At 65.3% G+C, this 17,694-nt stretch carries 16 protein-coding genes and 1 pseudogene; all 17 read left to right on the top strand.

Features of this window, described 5'->3' with window-relative positions; all coding sequences use genetic code 11:
* Nucleotides 1–12: 12 nt before the first annotated feature.
* On the top strand, nt 13–1,191 hold the full coding sequence (locus tag HY058_16580; GenBank protein MBI3498915.1) for an NADH-quinone oxidoreductase subunit D: 1,179 nt from the start codon (nt 13–15) through the stop codon (nt 1,189–1,191).
* Nucleotides 1,188–1,808: an NADH-quinone oxidoreductase subunit NuoE gene (nuoE, locus tag HY058_16575; GenBank protein ID MBI3498914.1), complete on the top strand. Its 621-nt coding sequence runs from the start codon at nt 1,188–1,190 to the stop codon at nt 1,806–1,808. The genes HY058_16580 and nuoE overlap by 4 nt, the downstream gene beginning before the upstream one ends.
* A complete protein-coding gene (gene nuoF, locus HY058_16570) occupies nt 1,808–3,097 on the top strand; it encodes an NADH-quinone oxidoreductase subunit NuoF (GenBank protein MBI3498913.1) in 1,290 nt (429 codons plus the stop codon). The genes nuoE and nuoF overlap by 1 nt, the downstream gene beginning before the upstream one ends.
* 5 nt (nt 3,098–3,102) lie before the next feature.
* The gene (locus HY058_16565) at nt 3,103–5,166 is read left to right on the top strand and encodes an NADH-quinone oxidoreductase subunit G (GenBank protein MBI3498912.1); all 2,064 of its coding nucleotides are present in this window, start codon (nt 3,103–3,105) and stop codon (nt 5,164–5,166) included.
* The gene (nuoH, locus tag HY058_16560; GenBank protein MBI3498911.1) at nt 5,159–6,166 is read left to right on the top strand and encodes an NADH-quinone oxidoreductase subunit NuoH; all 1,008 of its coding nucleotides are present in this window, start codon (nt 5,159–5,161) and stop codon (nt 6,164–6,166) included. Before HY058_16565 ends, nuoH begins: the two co-directional genes overlap by 8 nt.
* Before the next feature lie 68 nt (nt 6,167–6,234).
* The gene (gene nuoI, locus HY058_16555) at nt 6,235–6,723 is read left to right on the top strand and encodes an NADH-quinone oxidoreductase subunit NuoI (GenBank protein ID MBI3498910.1); all 489 of its coding nucleotides are present in this window, start codon (nt 6,235–6,237) and stop codon (nt 6,721–6,723) included.
* Nucleotides 6,724–6,904: 181 nt separating this feature from the next.
* Nucleotides 6,905–7,513 (top strand): NADH-quinone oxidoreductase subunit J, encoded by a 609-nt coding sequence (locus HY058_16550; protein MBI3498909.1) that lies wholly within the window; start codon nt 6,905–6,907, stop codon nt 7,511–7,513.
* Between the two features lie 3 nt (nt 7,514–7,516).
* Entirely contained in the window at nt 7,517–7,828 is a 312-nt protein-coding gene (nuoK, locus tag HY058_16545; GenBank protein MBI3498908.1) for an NADH-quinone oxidoreductase subunit NuoK, read from the top strand.
* Between the two features lie 7 nt (nt 7,829–7,835).
* Nucleotides 7,836–9,767: an NADH-quinone oxidoreductase subunit L gene (gene nuoL, locus HY058_16540; protein ID MBI3498907.1), complete on the top strand. Its 1,932-nt coding sequence runs from the start codon at nt 7,836–7,838 to the stop codon at nt 9,765–9,767.
* A gap of 2 nt (nt 9,768–9,769) precedes the next feature.
* Nucleotides 9,770–11,135: pseudogene (locus HY058_16535) on the top strand (NADH-quinone oxidoreductase subunit M).
* A 4-nt stretch (nt 11,136–11,139) separates the two neighbouring features.
* Nucleotides 11,140–12,591: an NADH-quinone oxidoreductase subunit NuoN gene (gene nuoN / locus HY058_16530; protein ID MBI3498906.1), complete on the top strand. Its 1,452-nt coding sequence runs from the start codon at nt 11,140–11,142 to the stop codon at nt 12,589–12,591.
* Nucleotides 12,592–12,666: 75 nt separating this feature from the next.
* Nucleotides 12,667–13,419, top strand: coding sequence for a biotin--[acetyl-CoA-carboxylase] ligase (locus HY058_16525; GenBank protein MBI3498905.1), 753 nt, complete (start codon nt 12,667–12,669; stop codon nt 13,417–13,419).
* Nucleotides 13,420–13,424: 5 nt separating this feature from the next.
* Entirely contained in the window at nt 13,425–14,198 is a 774-nt protein-coding gene (locus HY058_16520; protein MBI3498904.1) for a type III pantothenate kinase, read from the top strand.
* Entirely contained in the window at nt 14,195–15,868 is a 1,674-nt protein-coding gene (locus HY058_16515; protein ID MBI3498903.1) for a ribonuclease J, read from the top strand. The genes HY058_16520 and HY058_16515 overlap by 4 nt, the downstream gene beginning before the upstream one ends.
* A 17-nt stretch (nt 15,869–15,885) precedes the next feature.
* Entirely contained in the window at nt 15,886–16,290 is a 405-nt protein-coding gene (gene mce / locus HY058_16510; protein ID MBI3498902.1) for a methylmalonyl-CoA epimerase, read from the top strand.
* A 268-nt stretch (nt 16,291–16,558) separates the two neighbouring features.
* A complete protein-coding gene (locus HY058_16505) occupies nt 16,559–16,795 on the top strand; it encodes a DUF1467 family protein (protein ID MBI3498901.1) in 237 nt (78 codons plus the stop codon).
* Nucleotides 16,795–17,352: a DNA-3-methyladenine glycosylase I gene (locus HY058_16500; protein MBI3498900.1), complete on the top strand. Its 558-nt coding sequence runs from the start codon at nt 16,795–16,797 to the stop codon at nt 17,350–17,352. Before HY058_16505 ends, HY058_16500 begins: the two co-directional genes overlap by 1 nt.
* Nucleotides 17,353–17,694 lie beyond the last annotated feature (342 nt).

The raw sequence follows: 17,694 nt of genomic DNA, 5'->3' as shown, positions 1-17,694 counted from the left end.
GGGCATAGCACCGTGGCCGAGCAAACCATCAAGCCGATGACCATCAACTTCGGACCGCAGCATCCGGCTGCGCACGGGGTCTTGCGCATGGTCATGGAGCTGGACGGCGAGATCATCGAGCGTATCGATCCGCATATCGGGCTCCTGCACCGCGGCACCGAGAAGCTGATCGAATACAAGACCTATCTGCAGGCGATCCCCTATTTCGACCGCCTCGATTACGTCTCGCCCATGTGCCAGGAGCACGCCTTCGTGGCGGCGGTGGAGAAGCTTCTCGGTCTCGAGGTGCCGCCCAGGGCCAAATACATCCGCGTGCTGTTCGACGAGATCACCCGGATCCTGAACCACCTGCTCAATGTCACCGCCTATGCGCTCGACGTGGGCGCGATGACGCCCTTGCTGTGGGCCTTCGAGCAGCGCGAGCTGCTGATGGAGTTCTACGAGCGGGTCTCAGGTGCCAGGCTGCACGCCTGCTACTACCGGGCGGGCGGGGTGCATCAGGACCTGCCGGCGGGTCTCCTCGATTCGGTGATGAAGTGGGCCGATCAGTTCCCCAAGGTCGTCGACGACATGGAAGGCCTGCTGACCGAGAACCGCATCTTCAAGCAACGGACGGTCGATATCGGCGTCGTCAGCAAGGACGATGCGATCGACTGGGGTTTCACCGGGCCGATGCTGAGAGCCTCGGGCGTGCCCTGGGACTTGCGCAAAGCCCAGCCCTATGCCGCCTATGCCGACATGGATTTCGACATACCCATCGGCAAGAACGGCGATTGCTACGACCGCTATCTCGTGCGCGTCGAGGAGATGCGCCAGTCGCTCAACATCATCCGCCAGGCGGTCGACAAGATGCCGGACGGCCCGCACGTCTCCAAGGACCGCAAGATCACCCCGCCGCCCAGGGGCGACATGAAGCGCTCGATGGAGGCGCTCATCCATCATTTCAAGCTCTATACCGAAGGCTTCCACGTGCCGGCGGGCGAGACCTACACCGCGGTCGAGGCGCCCAAGGGCGAGTTCGCCGTCTATCTCGTCGCCGACGGCACCAACCGGCCCTACCGCTGCAAGATCCGCGCGCCGGGCTTCACCCATCTGCAGGCGATGGAGTTCTGCTCCAAGGGGCACATGCTGGCGGATTCGGTGGCGATCCTCGGCTCCATGGATATCGTCTTCGGCGAGATTGATCGATGAGCCAGCCCGCCGCCCATAAGGACGTGGCGCAGCCCGAGAGCTTCTCATTCACACCCGACAACCTCGAGCGGGCGAAGCGGATCATCGCCAAATACCCCGCCGGCAAGCAGCAGAGCGCCGTATTGCCGCTCTTGGAGCTGGCCCAGCGCCAGCACGGCAACTGGCTGCCGATCGCGGCCATGGAGCATGTCGCCCGCATGCTGGACATGGCGCCCATTCGCGTGCGCGAGGTGGCGACCTTCTACACCATGTTCAACTTGACGCCGATCGGCCGCAACCACGTGCAGGTCTGCACCACCACGCCGTGCTGGCTTAGAGGCTCGGATGCCGTCCTCGATGCCTGCAAGAAGCGGCTCGGCGTCGGCGTCGGCGAGACGACGCCCGACGGCCTGTTCACCCTCGTCGAGGTCGAGTGCCTGGCGGCGTGCGTCAATGCGCCGATGATGCAGGTGAACGAGGCCTTCTATGAGGACCTCGATGCGGCCTCGACCACGCGGATCCTCGATGCCCTGGCCCGGGGCGAGAAGCCGAAGCCCGGACCGCAGGTCCAGCGCCAAACCTCGGCTGCCCTCGGGGCGAAGTTCGAGAACACCCTGAAGCCGAATGGGAGCGATTGATGCTGGCCGATAGCGACCGCATCTTCACCAATCTCTACGGCCAGGCCGATTGGCGCCTGGCAGGCGCCAGGGCGCGCGGCGATTGGGACGGCACCAAGGATCTCATCCTCAAGGGCCGCGAGTCGATCGTGGACGAGATGAAGAAGAGCGAGCTCAGGGGCCGCGGCGGCGCCGGCTTCTCTACCGGCATGAAATGGTCGTTCATGCCCAAGCAGCCGGACGGCAGGCCGCACTATCTGGTGATCAATGCCGACGAGGGCGAGCCCGGCACCTGCAAGGACCGCGACCTCTTGCGGCACGAGCCGCACAAGCTGGTCGAAGGTTGCCTCATCGCCTGCTCGGCCATGGCTGCGCATGCCTGCTACATCTATGTCCGCGGCGAGTTCTACGAGGAGCACGCCAATCTGCAGGGCGCCATCGACGAGGCCTATGCGGCCGGGCTGCTGGGCAAGAATGCCTGCGGCAGCGGCTTCGACTGCGACATCTATCTGCATCGCGGCGCCGGCGCCTATATCTGCGGCGAGGAGACGGCGCTGATCGAGAGTCTGGAAGGCAAGAAGGGCCAACCGCGGCTGAAGCCGCCGTTTCCCGCCTTCTGCGGCGTATGGGGCTGCCCGACCACGGTCAACAATGTCGAGACCGTCGCCGTGGTGCCGACGATCCTCAGGCGTGGGGCCGCCTGGTTCGCCGGCATCGGCCGGCGCAACAACACCGGGCCCAAGGTGTTCTGCATCTCCGGCCATGTCGAGCGACCCTGCAATGTCGAGGACGCCATGGGCGTGCCGCTCCGCGAGCTGATCGAGCGCCATGCCGGCGGCGTGCGCGGCGGCTGGGACAACCTCTTGGCCGTCATTCCCGGCGGCTCCTCCATGCCGGTCCTGCCGAAGGCGACCTGCGACACGATCCAGCTCGACTTCGACTATCTGCGCGACGCGAGGTCGGGCATGGGCACAGGTGCGGTCATCGTCATGGACAAATCGACGGACATCGTGCGTGCCTTCGCCAGGCTCGCGCTCTTCTACAAGCATGAGAGCTGCGGCCAGTGCACCCCCTGTCGCGAGGGCACGGGCTGGATCTACCGCATGCTGCAGCGGATGGCGCGCGGCCAGGCGACCTTGAGCGACATCGGACTGCTCGAGGACGTGACCAAGCAGGTCGAGGGCCACACCATCTGCGCCTTCGGCGAAGGGGCGGTCTGGCCGATCCAAGGATTGCTCAGGCACTTCCGGCCCGAGCTCGAGCGGCGCGTCTTGGCCGGCGACGGCGGCGCCAAGATCGCGGCGGAGTAGGGGCCATGCCGAAGCTCAAGGTCAACGACGTCGAAGTCGAGGTGCCTCCCGGCACCACGGTGCTGCAAGCCTGCGAGCTCGCCGGCGAGGAGATCCCGCGCTTCTGCTATCACGAGCGCCTGTCGATCGCCGGCAATTGCCGCATGTGCCTCGTCGAGATGGAGAAGTCGCCGAAGCCGATCGCGTCGTGCGCCATGCCCGCCGCCGACAATATGGTGATCAAGACCAACACGCCGATGGTGAAAAAGGCGCGCCAGGGCGTGATGGAGTTCCTCTTGATCAACCATCCGCTCGATTGCCCGATCTGCGATCAGGGTGGCGAATGCGATTTGCAGGACCAGGCGATGGGCTACGGCTTCGACCACAGCCGCTACCAGGAAGCCAAGCGCGCGGTCAAGGACAAGTATATGGGGCCGCTGGTCAAGACCATCATGACCCGCTGCATCCACTGCACGCGCTGTGTGCGCTTTGCGAGCGAAGTCGCCGGCGTGGACGAGATCGGCCTCCTCTACCGCGGCGAGAACGCCGAGATCACCACCTATCTGGAGCAAGCCCTCACCTCCGAGCTCTCCGGCAACGTCGTCGACATCTGCCCCGTTGGCGCGCTCACCTCCAAGCCCTATGCCTTCGCGGCCAGACCCTGGGAGCTGCACAAAACCGAGTCCATCGATGTCATGGATGCGGTCGGCAGCAATATTCGCGTCGACGCCCGGGCCAACGAGGTCATGCGCGTGCTCCCCCGCCTCAACGAGGGCGTGAACGAGGAGTGGATCGCCGATAAGACCCGCTACGCCGCCGACGGCCTCAAGCATCAGCGCCTGGACCGGCCCTATGTGCGGCGCGACGGCAAGCTGGTGCCGGCGAGCTGGGCCGAGGCCTTCGAGACGGTGGCGCGGCGCCTCAAATCTGCCGGCGGCGAGCGCATCGCCGCGATCGCGGGCGATCTCGCCGACGCCGAGGCGATGCTGGCGCTCAAGCTCCTGATGCAGAGGCTGGGCTCGCCCAATATCGATTGCCGCCAGGACGGCGCCAAGCTCGATGCCAAGCTGAGGGCGAGCTATCTCTTCAATGCGACCATCGCCGGCATCGAGCAGGCGGACGCCATCCTCCTCATCGGCACCAATCCGCGTTGGGAAGCGCCGATGGTGAACGCGCGCATCCGCAAGCGCTCGCTGCTCGCCCGGACCCAGATCGCCTCGATCGGGCCGGTTCTCGATCTGACCTATGGGGTGGAGCGGATCGGCGCCGGCCCGGCCAGCCTGGCCGAGCTCGCCGCCGGCAAGCATCCCTTCGCCGCCACCCTCAAGGCCGCCAAGTTCCCGACGCTGATCTTGGGGCAGGGGGCGTTGGCCCGCGCCGACGGTGCCGCCGTCTTGGCCGCCGCGCGCGAGCTGGCCGAGCGCAGCGCCATGCAGCGCGAGGGCTGGAACGGCTTCAGCGTGCTGCACCGGGCGGCCGCGCGCGTCGGCGGGCTCGATCTCGGCCTGGTGCCGGGTTCGGGCGGCCGCGACGTCGCCGGCATCCTCGAGGCAGCGGGCAAGGGCCAGATCGAGGTCGTCTATCTCCTCGGCGCCGATGAGATCGACATGAGCCGGCTCGGCCAGGCCTTCGTCATCTATCAGGGCCATCACGGCGATGCCGGCGCGCACCGCGCCGACGTGATCCTGCCCGGTGCCGCTTACACCGAGAAGAACGGCACCTATGTCAACACCGAGGGACGGGTGCAGGTGGCGCGCTTTGCCTCCTTCCCGCCGGGCGAGGCGCGGGAGGACTGGAAGATCCTGAGAGCGCTCTCCGAGGCGCTCGGGCATCGTCTGCCCTTCGACTCGCTCGGCCAAGTCAGGGCCAAGCTCATCGAGGCGAATCCGGTCTTCGGTACCCTCGATGCCATTACGCCCGCACCCTGGGGCGCCTTCGGGCTGCCCGGGCCGATGACCTCCGAGCCGTTCCAGCCGCCGATCGCCAACTACTACATGACCGACCCCATCAGCCGCGCCTCGCCGACCATGGCGCGCTGCACGGAGGAGATTCTGGGGCGGGCGAGCGGAAAGACCGGCACCGATGGGTGAGTTTTGGACCGGCTACGCCATGCCGACAGCGATCATCGTCGCCCAGATCGTGGCGATCGTGGTGCCGCTGTTGCTGTGCGTGGCTTATCTCACCCTCGCCGAGCGCCGGGTGATCGCGGCCATGCAGCTCCGCCGCGGCCCCAATGTGGTGGGGCCTTTTGGACTGCTGCAGCCGATTGCCGACGGCCTCAAGCTCCTGTTCAAGGAGACGGTGCTTCCCTCCGGCGCCAACAAGGTCCTCTTCTTCCTGGCGCCGATGCTGACCTTCAGCCTGGCGATGGTCGCCTGGGCGGTGATCCCGGTGGGCGACGGCATCGTGCTGGCCGACATCAATGTCGGCATCCTCTATCTCTTCGCCATCTCCTCGCTGGGCGTCTACGGCATCATCATCGCCGGCTGGGCGTCCAACTCGAAATACGCCTTCCTCGGCGCCTTGCGCTCGGCTGCCCAGATGGTGAGCTACGAAGTCTCGATCGGCTTCGTCATGATCACCGTGCTCCTCTGCGTGGGCTCGCTCAACATGACCGACATCGTCAACGCGCAGCGGACCGTCTGGTTCTGCGTGCCGCTGTTGCCGATGTTCGTGGTCTTCTTCGTCTCCGGCTTGGCCGAGACCAACCGCTCGCCCTTCGACCTGCCGGAGGGCGAGTCGGAGCTGGTGGCAGGGTACTTCGTCGAATACTCGGCGATGACCTTCGCTCTCTTCTTCCTTGGCGAATACGCGAACATGATCCTGGTGAGCGGCACGACCACGATCCTGTTCCTGGGCGGCTGGCTGCCGCCGTTCGGGATCGTGCCGTTCACCTGGATACCGGGGCCTGTGTGGTTCGTCCTCAAGGTCTCCTTCCTGCTCTTCGTCTTCATCTGGGTGCGAGCGACCCTGCCGCGCTACCGCTACGATCAGCTGATGCGGCTGGGATGGAAGGTGTTTCTGCCGCTGTCGCTCGCCTGGGTCGTGCTGACCGCGGGCGTGCTGGTGACGTTCGACTGGCTGCCTTGAGCTTATTCCGGGTGCGGCCTGGCCCGCCGGCGCTACGGGGGCTGGGTGCCTGGAGGAGGGATTGAAACATGGCGTTTCTTGACCGCGGCGCGCGCAGCCTGCTGCTCTCCGAGCTCTTCTCGGGGATGGCGCTGACGCTCAGCTATTTTTTCAAGCCGAAGGTGACGCTGAATTATCCCTATGAGAAGGGGCCGCTGAGCCCGCGCTTTCGCGGTGAGCATGCGCTCCGCCGCTACGCGACCGGCGAGGAGCGCTGCATCGCCTGCAAGCTGTGCGAGGCGGTCTGTCCGGCCCTGGCCATCACCATCGAGGCCGAGCCGCGCGAGGATGGCAGCCGCCGCACCACCCGCTACGACATCGACATGACCAAATGCATTTATTGCGGCTTCTGCCAGGAAGCTTGTCCGGTGGATGCGATCGTCCAGGGGCCGAACTTCGAATTCGCCGCGGAGAGCCGCCAAGAACTCTTCTACAACAAGGACAAGCTGCTGGCGAACGGCGACCGCTGGGAGACCGAGATCGCCGCCAACCTCCTGTTGGACGCGCCTTATCGATGATGTCGCACGGTCTGACCATGCCGCGTTGCCCCCCCCCCGACCCTCCCCCGCGCTCCGCACGGGGGAGGGAGCATGATCAGCCTCCGATTCCCTCCCCCGCCGAAGGTGGGGGAGGGCAAGGGTGGGGGCGGTCAGTGGTGCCGATGCCGTGTTTCCACCATAACGATCGCCGGGGGGCGGCATGATCGTACACGCTTTGAGCTTCTATCTGTTTGCCGCCATCGCCGTCGCCTCCGGAGTGATGGTGATCTCGGCGCGCAATGCGGTGCATTCCGTGCTGTTCCTGGTGCTCGCTTTCTTCAACGCCGCCGCCTTGTTCCTCCTCCTCGGCGCCGAGTTCCTGGCGATGATCCTGGTCGTCGTCTATGTCGGCGCCGTGGCGGTGCTGTTCCTCTTCGTCGTCATGATGCTGGATGTGAACATCGCGGAGCTTCGCCATGGAGCGTTGCAATACCTGCCGATCGGCGGGCTGGTCGGCATCATCCTGCTGGCCGAGCTGGTGCTGGGCTTCGCCACCTGGGCCTTCGTGCCCGAAGTGATGACCTTGCAGCCGTTGCAGCCGGCAACCGAGGTCACCAACACGGCGGCCCTCGGCCGTGTGCTCTACACCGACTACATCTATCTTTTCCAAGCCTCCGGCATGGTGCTGCTGGTGGCGATGATCGGGGCGATCGTGCTCACCTTGCGGACCCGCGAAGGTGTGCGCCGGCAGGACATCCAGCGCCAGCTCGCCCGCCGCCGCGAGGAGACGGTCACGGTCGTCAAGGTGCCGACCGGGGGAGGCGTCTGAGCCATGCTCGAGATCGGGCTTTCCCACTACCTCACCGTCGCCGCCATCCTGTTCACGCTCGGCATCTTCGGCATCTTTCTCAACCGCAAGAACGTCATCATCATCTTGATGTCGATCGAGCTGATGCTGCTCGCGGTCAACATCAACCTCGTCGCCTTCTCGGCCCATCTGGGGGACCTCGTCGGACAGGTCTTCGCCATGTTCGTGCTGACCGTGGCGGCGGCCGAAGCGGCGATCGGGCTTGCCATCATCGTCATCTATTTCCGCCAGCGCGGCTCGATCGCGGTGGAAGACATCAACCTCATGAAGGGCTGAACTCTTGCTGGTTGCCTCGATCGTCTTCCTGCCGCTTATCGGCGCCTTCATCGCCGGCTTCTTCGGTCGCTGGATCGGCGACCTGGGCGCGCAGCTCGTCACCTGCGGGCTCTTAGGCCTCGCCTCCGTCCTCGGCGCCTTCCTCTTCGTCGATGTGTGCCTGGTCGGCAATGTGCGCACCATCGAGGTCTTCACCTGGATCTCCTCGGGTGCCTTCGATGTCGCCTGGTCGCTCCGCTACGACTCCTTGTCGGCCTCGATGGTGGCGATGGTCACCCTCGTCTCCTGCATGATCCACATCTATTCGATCGGCTATATGAGCCATGACCCGTCGGTGCCGCGGTTCATGGCTTATCTCAGCCTCTTCACCTTCTTCATGCTGGCGCTGGTGACCGCGGACAACTTCCTGCAGCTCTACTTCGGCTGGGAAGGCGTCGGGCTCTGCTCCTATCTCCTGATCGGCTTCTGGTACGACCGGCCTTCGGCCAACGCCGCGGCGATCAAGGCCTTCGTCGTCAACCGCGTCGGCGATTTCGGCTTCGCGCTTGGCATCATGGGCGTGTTCTTCCTGTTCGATGCCGTCAGCTTCGATACGGTGTTCGCCGCCGCCCCGGGAAAGGCCGGCGCCAGCCTGAACTTCCTCGGCCATGACTGGCACGCGCTCACTGTCATCTGCCTCCTCCTGTTCGTGGGCGCCATGGGCAAGTCGGCCCAGCTCGGCCTCCATACCTGGCTTCCCGACGCCATGGAGGGGCCGACGCCGGTCTCGGCGCTCATCCACGCCGCCACCATGGTCACGGCCGGCGTGTTCATGGTCTGCCGGCTCTCGCCGCTCTTCGAGCTCTCTCCCACCGCGCTCGCGGTCGTCACCATCGTCGGCGGCTCGACGGCATTCTTCGCCGCCACCATCGGCCTGGTGCAGAACGACATCAAGCGGGTGATCGCCTATTCGACCTGCAGCCAGCTCGGCTACATGTTCTTCGCTGCCGGCGTGTCGGCTTATGAGGCGGCGATGTTCCACCTCTTGACCCACGCCTTCTTCAAGGCGTTGCTGTTTCTCGGCGCCGGCTCGGTGATCCATGCCATGTCGAACGAGCAGGACATGCGCAAGATGGGCGGCATCTGGCGGAAGATCCCGATCACCTACGCTTTGATGTGGATCGGCAGCCTGGCGCTCGCCGGCGTGCCGATCTTCTCCGGCTACTATTCCAAGGATCAGATCTTGGACGCCGCCTGGGCCGCTGGCACCGGAGTTGCCCATTTCGCGTTCTGGCTCGGCATCGCCGCCTCGCTGATGACCGCGTTCTATTCCTGGCGGCTGCTGTTCATGACCTTCCACGGCAAGCCGCGTGCCGATCGCCACGTCATGGAGCATGTGCACGAGTCGCCGCAGGTGATGCTGGCGCCGCTCTATGTGCTGGCGGCCGGAGCGATGTTCGCCGGCCTGCTGCTGCATTTCGATCTCGTCGGCGAGGGCCGGACGCAGTTCTGGGCGCGTTCCATCACCATTCTCGTCGATCCCGATCCGATCGAGGTCAGCCACCACGTGCCGCTGATGGTCGAGCTCATGCCGACGATCATGGCGATCATCGGCATCGCGCTGGCCTATGTGATGTACATCCTCAGGCCGGAATGGCCCGGGGTCATGGCCCGGCGCTTCCGCGGCCTCTACCTCTTCCTGCTCAACAAGTGGTACTTCGACGAGCTCTATGACTGGCTGTTCGTGCGCCCGGCCTTCGCCATCGGCCGCGGCCTGTGGAAGGCGGGCGACGGCGCCATCATCGACGGCCTCGGACCGGACGGCTTCGCCGCGGTCACCCGCGATCTCGCCCGCAGGGCGGGCCGGCTGCAGACCGGCTATGTCTACCATTACGCCTTCGCGATGCTGATCGGCGTCGTCGTGCTGGTGTCCTTCTACCTTTACCGGCAGGTCCGCTAGCCATGTCCGATTGGCCGCTCTTGAGCCTGGTCACCTTCCTGCCGCTGGTGGGGGCCGCCTTCATCCTCCTCTCCCGCGGCTCGGAGGACATCGTCGCCCGCAATGCCCGCAGCATCGCGCTCTGGACCTCGCTCATCACCTTCCTCTTGTCGCTGCCGCTGTGGACGAATTTCGACACCGACAGCGCCGATTTCCAATTCGTCGAGTCCGCGTCCTGGATCCCCGCCTACGGGATCAACTACCACATGGGTGTCGACGGGATTTCGATGTTCTTCGTGCTGTTGTCGACCTTTCTGACGCCGATCTGCGTGCTGGCGAGCTGGCAGGCGATCCAGAGCCGGGTCAAGGAGTACATGGTCGCCTTCCTCGTGCTCGAGACCTTGATGGTCGGCATGTTCGCGGCGCTCGACTTCGTGCTGTTCTATCTGTTCTTCGAGGGAGTGCTGATCCCGATGTTCCTCATCATCGTCCTTCTCGGTCAAGGTGCCGATGTGGCCGGTGCACACCTGGCTGCCGGATGCGCATGTCGAGGCGCCGACCGCGGGCTCGGTCATCCTCGCGGGCGTGCTCCTGAAGATGGGAGCCTACGGCTTCATCCGCTTCTCGGTGCCGATGCTGCCGGCGGCGACCGAGCTGTTCACGCCGCTCATCTACACGCTCTCGGTCGTGGCGATCATCTACACCTCGCTGGTGGCGCTGGCCCAGGAGGACATGAAGAAGCTGATCGCCTATTCCTCGGTCGCCCATATGGGTATCGTCACCATCGGCATCTTCACCCTCAATCTGCAGGCGATCCAGGGTGCCCTCATCCAGATGCTGAGCCATGGCGTCGTCTCCGCCGCGCTGTTCCTTATCGTCGGTGTCGTCTATGACCGCATCCATTCCCGCGACATCACCCGCTATGGCGGTCTGGTGCATCGCATGCCGCGCTACGCATTCGTGTTCATGGTGTTCACGCTCGCGAGCGTCGGACTGCCGGGCACCAGCGGCTTCGTCGGCGAGTTCCTGGTGCTGCTGGGCGCCTTCCAGGTAAATACCTGGGTGGCGTTCCTCGGCACCACCGGCTGCATCCTGGGGGCGGCCTACATGCTTTATCTCTATCGCCGGGTCATCTTCGGCGTGCTGGAGAAGCCGGACCTCAAGGTCATCTTGGATCTGAGCCCGCGCGAGATCGCGGTCTTCGCCCCGCTCGTGCTCGTCACCTTCTGGATGGGGATCTATCCCACCTCGTTCTTGAAGCCGATGAACGCCTCGGTGCTCAACCTCGTGGCGCGCTACGAGCTGTCGCTCGCGGCTCCGCCGGGCCCACGCGCCGTCGCCCATCTGCCCAAGGGCGATCTTCGCCTCCTCACCGACAACCGGTACTAGGACGATGCAGGTTTCCGAATTGCAGTTGCTGCCCACCTTGCCCGAGATCTTCCTGGCGCTCGCCGGCATGGCGCTGTTGCTCATCGGCGTCTTCCAAGGCAATGGATCCACCAGGCAGGTCTCCTGGCTGGTCGTGGCCTCGCTCGCGGTGACCGCTATCCTGGTGCTGATGGGCGGTCATGGCGGCCGCGTGGTGACCATGCGCGGGCTGTTCGTCACCGACGGGCTGGCGGTGTTCGCCAAGGTCTTCATCCTCATGGGCTCGGCCATCGCCGTGATCATGTCGCATGACTATCTCAGGCGCGAAGACATGCAGCGCTTCGAGTTCCCGTTGCTGGTGCTGTTCTCGACCCTGGGCATGATCATGATGGTCTCGGCCAACGACCTGATCAGCCTCTATCTCTCCATCGAACTGCAGAGCCTGGCGCTTTACGTCGTGGCGGCGTTTCGCCGAGACTCCCAATCTTCGACCGAGGCCGGGCTGAAATACTTCGTCCTCGGTGCCTTGTCCTCGGGCCTGCTGCTCTACGGCGCCTCGTTGATCTATGGCAGCACCGGCACGACCAATTTCGATGCCATCGGCTTGGCGCTGTCCCGCGCCGACAGCTTGCCCATCGGCGTCATCTTCGGTCTGGTGTTCCTGGTGGCCGGCCTGGCCTTCAAAGTGTCGGCGGTGCCGTTCCATATGTGGACGCCGGACGTATACGAAGGCGCCCCCACGCCGGTGACGGCGCTCTTGGCGCTGGCACCCAAGTTTGCGGCGATGATCCTACTGCTCAGGGTCATGACCGCTCCCTTCGGGTTGGCCACCCAGGATTGGCAGCCGATCATCGTGCTGATCTCCATCGGCTCGATGCTGCTCGGCGCCTTCGCCGCCATCAACCAGCGCAACATCAAGCGGCTACTTGCTTATAGCTCGATCGGCCATATGGGTTATGCGCTGATCGGGCTAGCCGCCGGCAATGAAGGCGGCATGCGCGGCGTGCTCATCTACATGGCGATCTATGTCTTCATGAGCGCCGGGACCTTCGCCTGCGTGCTCTCCATGCGTCGCCGCGGGCGCCTGGTCGAAGAGATCACCGATCTTTCCGGCCTCTCCAAGACCCATCCGATGATGGCGCTGGGGCTCGCGATCTTCATGTTCTCGATGGCCGGCATCCCGCCGCTCGCCGGCTTCTTCGGCAAGCTCTACGTGTTTCTCGCCGCCATCCAAGCCGGCCAATACACGCTGGCGGTCATCGGCGTGCTGTCGAGCGTGGTCGGGGCCTACTACTATCTGAGGATCGTCAAGGTGATGTATTTCGACGAGCCCGTGGATCAGCTCGATCGCCCGATCGCCCGCGACCTCGGCTGGGTGCAGTTCGGCACCGCTGCCGTCACCCTGTTGTTCTTCGTCTATCCCGGGCCCTTGTTCACCTATGCGGAAGCTGCCGCGCGGGCCCTGTTTCCGTCATGATGCCGGGTCCATCCCCCTTCTTCGAGCAAGCAGGGAGGGAGTGATCCTCACCCCCTCCTGGACCGCCCCTGGCCCGTGACTCCAACGCTGCCGAACGGCCTCAGGCTCTTTGCTTTCGAACGCCTCGACAGCACCAATGCCTTTGCCAGGCGGCTGGCCGAGGCTGGCGATGCCATGCCCAGCGTCGTCTGGGCCTTGGAGCAGAGCGCCGGCGCGGGGCGGAGAGGCCGTGCTTGGCACTCGCCGCGAGGGAATCTCTATGTCTCGCTGTTGCTGGTGCCCGGGCGCCCCTTGGCGGCGGTGGCGCAGCTCTCCTTTGCCGCGGCGCTTGCTGTGGGCGAGGCGATCGAGGCCTTGGCGCCGCCGGGACGGACCGTGCGCTTCAAATGGCCGAACGACGTGCTCCTCGATGGGGCGAAGATCGCCGGGATCTTGCTGGAGGCAGGAGACGCCGCCGCCGCCGGCGCCTCCCCGTGGCTGGTCGTCGGCGTGGGGATCAACCTCGATAGCCACCCACCCGAGACGCCCTATCCGGCCACCCATGTTGCCGCGGCCGGGGGCGAACCCAATATCGAGAAGGCGCTCGAGGTCTTCGTTCGCGCTTTCCTGGTGCGCTGGGAGCGGTGGTTGACGGAGGGATTCGAGCCCATTCGGGCTGAATGGCTGGCGAAGGCCTTCGGCCGCGGGACCACCATCCGCGTCAACCTCGAGCGGGACGTGTTGTCCGGCACCTTCGATGGCGTGGATGAATCGGGCGCGCTGGTGCTGGGCGTGCCCGGCGGGCATCGCTCGATCGCCGCGGGCGAGATCTTCTTCGGGGCGGGATGACGGAAATGCTGCTTGCGATCAACGCCAACAACACCAACTGCAAGTTCGCCATCTTCGACGGCGAAACCATGCTCGGTCCCTGGCGTTCGGCGACCGACCCCAGGCGCACCGCCGACGAATACGGGGTGTGGCTGATCCAGCTCCTCAACATCGCCGGGATCGAGCGCGGGCAGGTGCGCGACACCATCATCGCCAGCGTCGTTCCCGACGGCCTCTACGAGCTCAAGACCTTCTGCCGCCGCTATTTCGACAGCGAGCCCTTGGTCATCGGCGAGGCGGCGGTCAATCTCGGCGTGCGGGCGACCATCGAGCGCCCCGAGGAGGCGGGTGCGGACCGGCTGGTCAATGCCGCCGAGGCGCACCGTCACTATGGCGGGCCCGCCATCGTCGTCGACTTCGGCACCGCCACCACCTTCGACGTCATCGACGGCGAGGGCAATTATGCCGGCGGCGTCATCGCCCCCGGGCCGAACCTGTCGGTCGATGCGCTCTACCGGGCGGCGGCGAAGCTGCCGCACATCGCCTTGAAACGCCCGGCCAGCGTCATCGGGCGGGCCACCGTGCCGGCCATGCAGTCCGGGGTGTTCTGGGGCTATGTCGGGCTGGTGGAAGGCATCGTCGCCCGCATCAAGGCGGAGTTCGGGCGGCCGATGAAGGTGATCACCACCGGCGGCCTGGCACCCTTGTTCGCCGATGCGATTCCGGCGATCGAGCATCTCGATCCGGACCTGACCTTGCGCGGACTCCTCCACATCCATCGCCTCAACCGTTCGTCATGAGCCCGCGCGGCGACGATTCCGGCACCTCCGAGCTCAGGTTCCTGCCCTTGGGCGGGGCCGGCGAGATCGGCATGAACCTCAATCTCTACGGCTATCGCGGCAAATGGCTGATCGTCGATTGCGGCATCACCTTCGGCGACGACACCACGCCGGGCATCGAGGTGATCATGCCGGATCCGGCCTGGATCGCCGAGCGTCGGCGCGATCTCGTGGGCATCGTCGCCACCCACGCGCATGAAGACCATATCGGCGCCATCCCCTATCTGTGGCCCGAGCTCGCCTGTCCGGTTTACGCGACCCCTTTCACCGCCGCGCTCCTGAAGCGCAAGCTCGCCGAGGTGGACCTCTTGCGCCGGGTCAGCCTCATCGAAATCCCGGTCGAAGGCCGGTTCTCCGTCGGCCCGTTCGATATCGAGCTGATCCGTCTCACCCACTCGATCCCCGAACCGATGGCGCTCGCCATCCGCACGTCCGCCGGTACGGTCCTGCACACCGGGGATTGGAAGCTCGATCCGGAGCCGCTCATCGGCAAGATCGCCGATGAGCCCGCACTCCGGGCCCTCGGCGAAGAGGGCGTGCTGGCCCTCGTCGGCGACTCGACCAATGTCTTCCGACCCGGGGAGTCCGGCTCCGAGGCCGAGGTTCGCGCCGATCTCATGCGCCTCGTCGGGGGCTACAAGCGCCGTGTGGCGGTGGCCTGCTTCGCCAGCAACGTCGCCCGGCTCGAAACCCTGGCGCGGGTGGCCGAGGCCCATGGCAGGCACGCCGCCCTCGTCGGCCGCTCGCTGTGGCGGATCTACGATGCGGCGCGCGAGACCGGCTATCTCACCGACATTCCGCCCTTCGTCACTGAACACGATGCCGGGTTCCTGCCCAACGACAAGGTGCTCCTCATCTGCACCGGTAGCCAAGGCGAGCCCCGCTCGGCGCTCGCCCGCATCGCCGGCGGCGGCCATCCCCATGTCGTGCTGGAAGCAGGCGACGTGGCGATCTTCTCCTCGCGCATCATTCCCGGCAACGAACGGGCGATCGGTCGCCTGCAGAACCAGCTGAGCCGGCTCGGCGTCGAAATCGTGACCGAACGCGACGAGGCCGGCGTGCATGTCTCCGGCCATCCGAACCGCGACGAGCTCGTCCGCATGTACCAATGGGTGCGTCCCCAGATCGCCATCCCGGTGCATGGCGAGATGCGGCATCTCATCGAGCACGCCAAGCTCGCCGGCGAATGCCAGGTGCCGCAGTCGATCGTGGTCGAGAACGGCGCCATGATCCGGCTGGCGCCGGGTCCGGCCGGAATCGTCGAAGAGGTCGCCACCGGCAGGCTCGCCCTCGACGGCACGCGGCTGGTACCCCTCGAGGGCCAGGCGGTCCGATCGCGCCGGCGGCTGATGCGCAACGGCGCTGCCGTGATGACGCTGCTCTTGAGTCGCGACGGCAAGCTCAGGGGCGATCCCGTGGTGACCTTCCAAGGCGTGATCGAGGAAGCGGGCGAGGCGGAGATGTCGGCGTTGGCCGCCGATGTCGCCCGCGATACCGTGGCTGGCTTGAGCGGTGCCGCGCGGCGGGATGACGATCTCGTGCGCGAAGCGGTTCGCGTCGCACTTCGCCGCTGTCTCCACGATCATCTCGGCAAGAAGCCGCAGACCGACATCCATCTGATGCGAGTGTGATGGGCGAGGGGACATTCATGATCGGCCGGTTGAACCACGTCGCAATCGCCGTCCCGGATGCGGCGAAGGCGGCGGACACCTATCGATCGGTGCTGGGGGCCAGCGTCTCGGCTTCCGTGGCGATGCCGGAGCATGGTGTCACCACGGTGTTCGTCGAGCTGCCCAACACCAAGATCGAGCTTTTGGAGCCGCTCGGCGACTCCTCGCCGATCCGGGGTTACCTCGAGCGTAATCCCGCGGGCGGCATCCACCACGTTTGCTACGAGGTCGAGGACATCCTGGCTGCGCGTGATCGCCTCAAGCATCAAGGGGCCCGCGTGCTTGGCGACGGCGAGCCCCGCATTGGCGCCCATGGCAAGCCGGTCCTGTTCCTGCACCCCAAGGATTTTCACGGCACCCTCATCGAGCTGGAGCAGGCCTAGCCCCTATTTCTCGCCAGGATCGGGGCAGCGACGGGCTCATGCGATCACAGGCGAGGAAAGCCGCGAAGAGCGATGCAGAGCATCGGTCGAGCGGCTTGACGCGGCATGTGATCGCAGGAGCCCGTCCCTTCGGGTCGCATCGCGCGGGTCGCCCGACGTCGTCGCGGGCCTCAACCGTAGCTATGCTACGCTTTTCGGCCCGCTCCTTGCGGGGCGACCCGCGCGATGCGACGCTGCTCCCGATCCTGGCGAGAAATAGGGGCTAGCCATGGCGTGGACGAGCGCCGTCCTGGTCTTCATCATCACCTGGTCGATCGTCTGGTTCGCGGTCTTGCCCTGGAGGGTGGAGATCCCGGAGAAGACCGAGCCGGGCTTCGCCGAAAGCGCGCCCGAGCATCCGCATCTCTGGTGGAAGGCGGCCGTCACCACGGCAATCACCGCGGTGATTTCCGCCGCTATAATCGCCGTCATCCAACTCGATCTCTTCAGCTTCCGAGAGCCCTGATGAGCTACTGCGACATCGCCCCCGGCCACCCCTTCCATGCGCCCTATCACGACGGCGAATACGGCTTCCCGGTCGACTCCGACTCCGTGCTGTTCGAGCGCCTGGCGCTGGAGATCAACCAGGCGGGCTTGTCCTGGCTCACTATCTTGCGCAAACGCGAAGCGTTCAGCGCGGCGTTCCAAGGCTTCGAGCCGGCGCGGGTCGCCGCCTATGGTGCCAAGGAGCGGGCGCGTCTCATGGCGGATGCCGGCATCATCCGCAATCGCCTGAAGATCGACGCCGTCATCCACAATGCCGGCGTCATCCTCGCGCTGGCGCGCGAGCACGGCTCCTTCGCCCAGTGGATCCATCGCCACCATCCGTTGGAGAAGGCCGACTGGGTCAAGCTGTTCAAGCGCACCTTCCGCTTCACCGGCGGCGAGATCGTGGGCGAGTTCCTGATGAGCATCGGCTATCTGCCGGGCGCGCATGACGCCGGTTGCCCGGTCTACCGACAGATCGCCAAGCTCAATCCACCGTGGATGGGCAAGGACCGCCACCGCAGCCGCAAGAAATGATGCCGTTGGTTTGAGCAACAACCCGATCAATTTCTCGGCTTGTGCCTATAGCTCAATCAATTCTGCAGAAATCCGCACAATAAAAATGGCAAGATCCATTTTGGGTCTTGCCATGCTGTAGGCGCGTATGCATTTATGATTTTGGTAAGGGACGCTGTCCCTTCCAGACGCCTGTTGGCGTTTCCTCCCTAAACTCGGGCCGCGCTGCGCTCTGTGGCGCGCTCTTTTTCAGCCTTTTTCAGTTGGCCGAACCTAGTCGATTTCGTGCCCGGCGTCACGAGAAAAGCGTCAGGACGTCGACCCGTCATGCGATAATGGCTGGGTCTCGTATTGTTCCCGGGC

The organism is Pseudomonadota bacterium (genome assembly GCA_016195085.1).
Taxonomy (GTDB): Bacteria; Pseudomonadota; Alphaproteobacteria; order SHVZ01; family SHVZ01; genus JACQAG01.
Note: the sequence above shows the minus strand (reverse complement) of the source record. Positions and strands in the feature narration are given on the sequence as shown.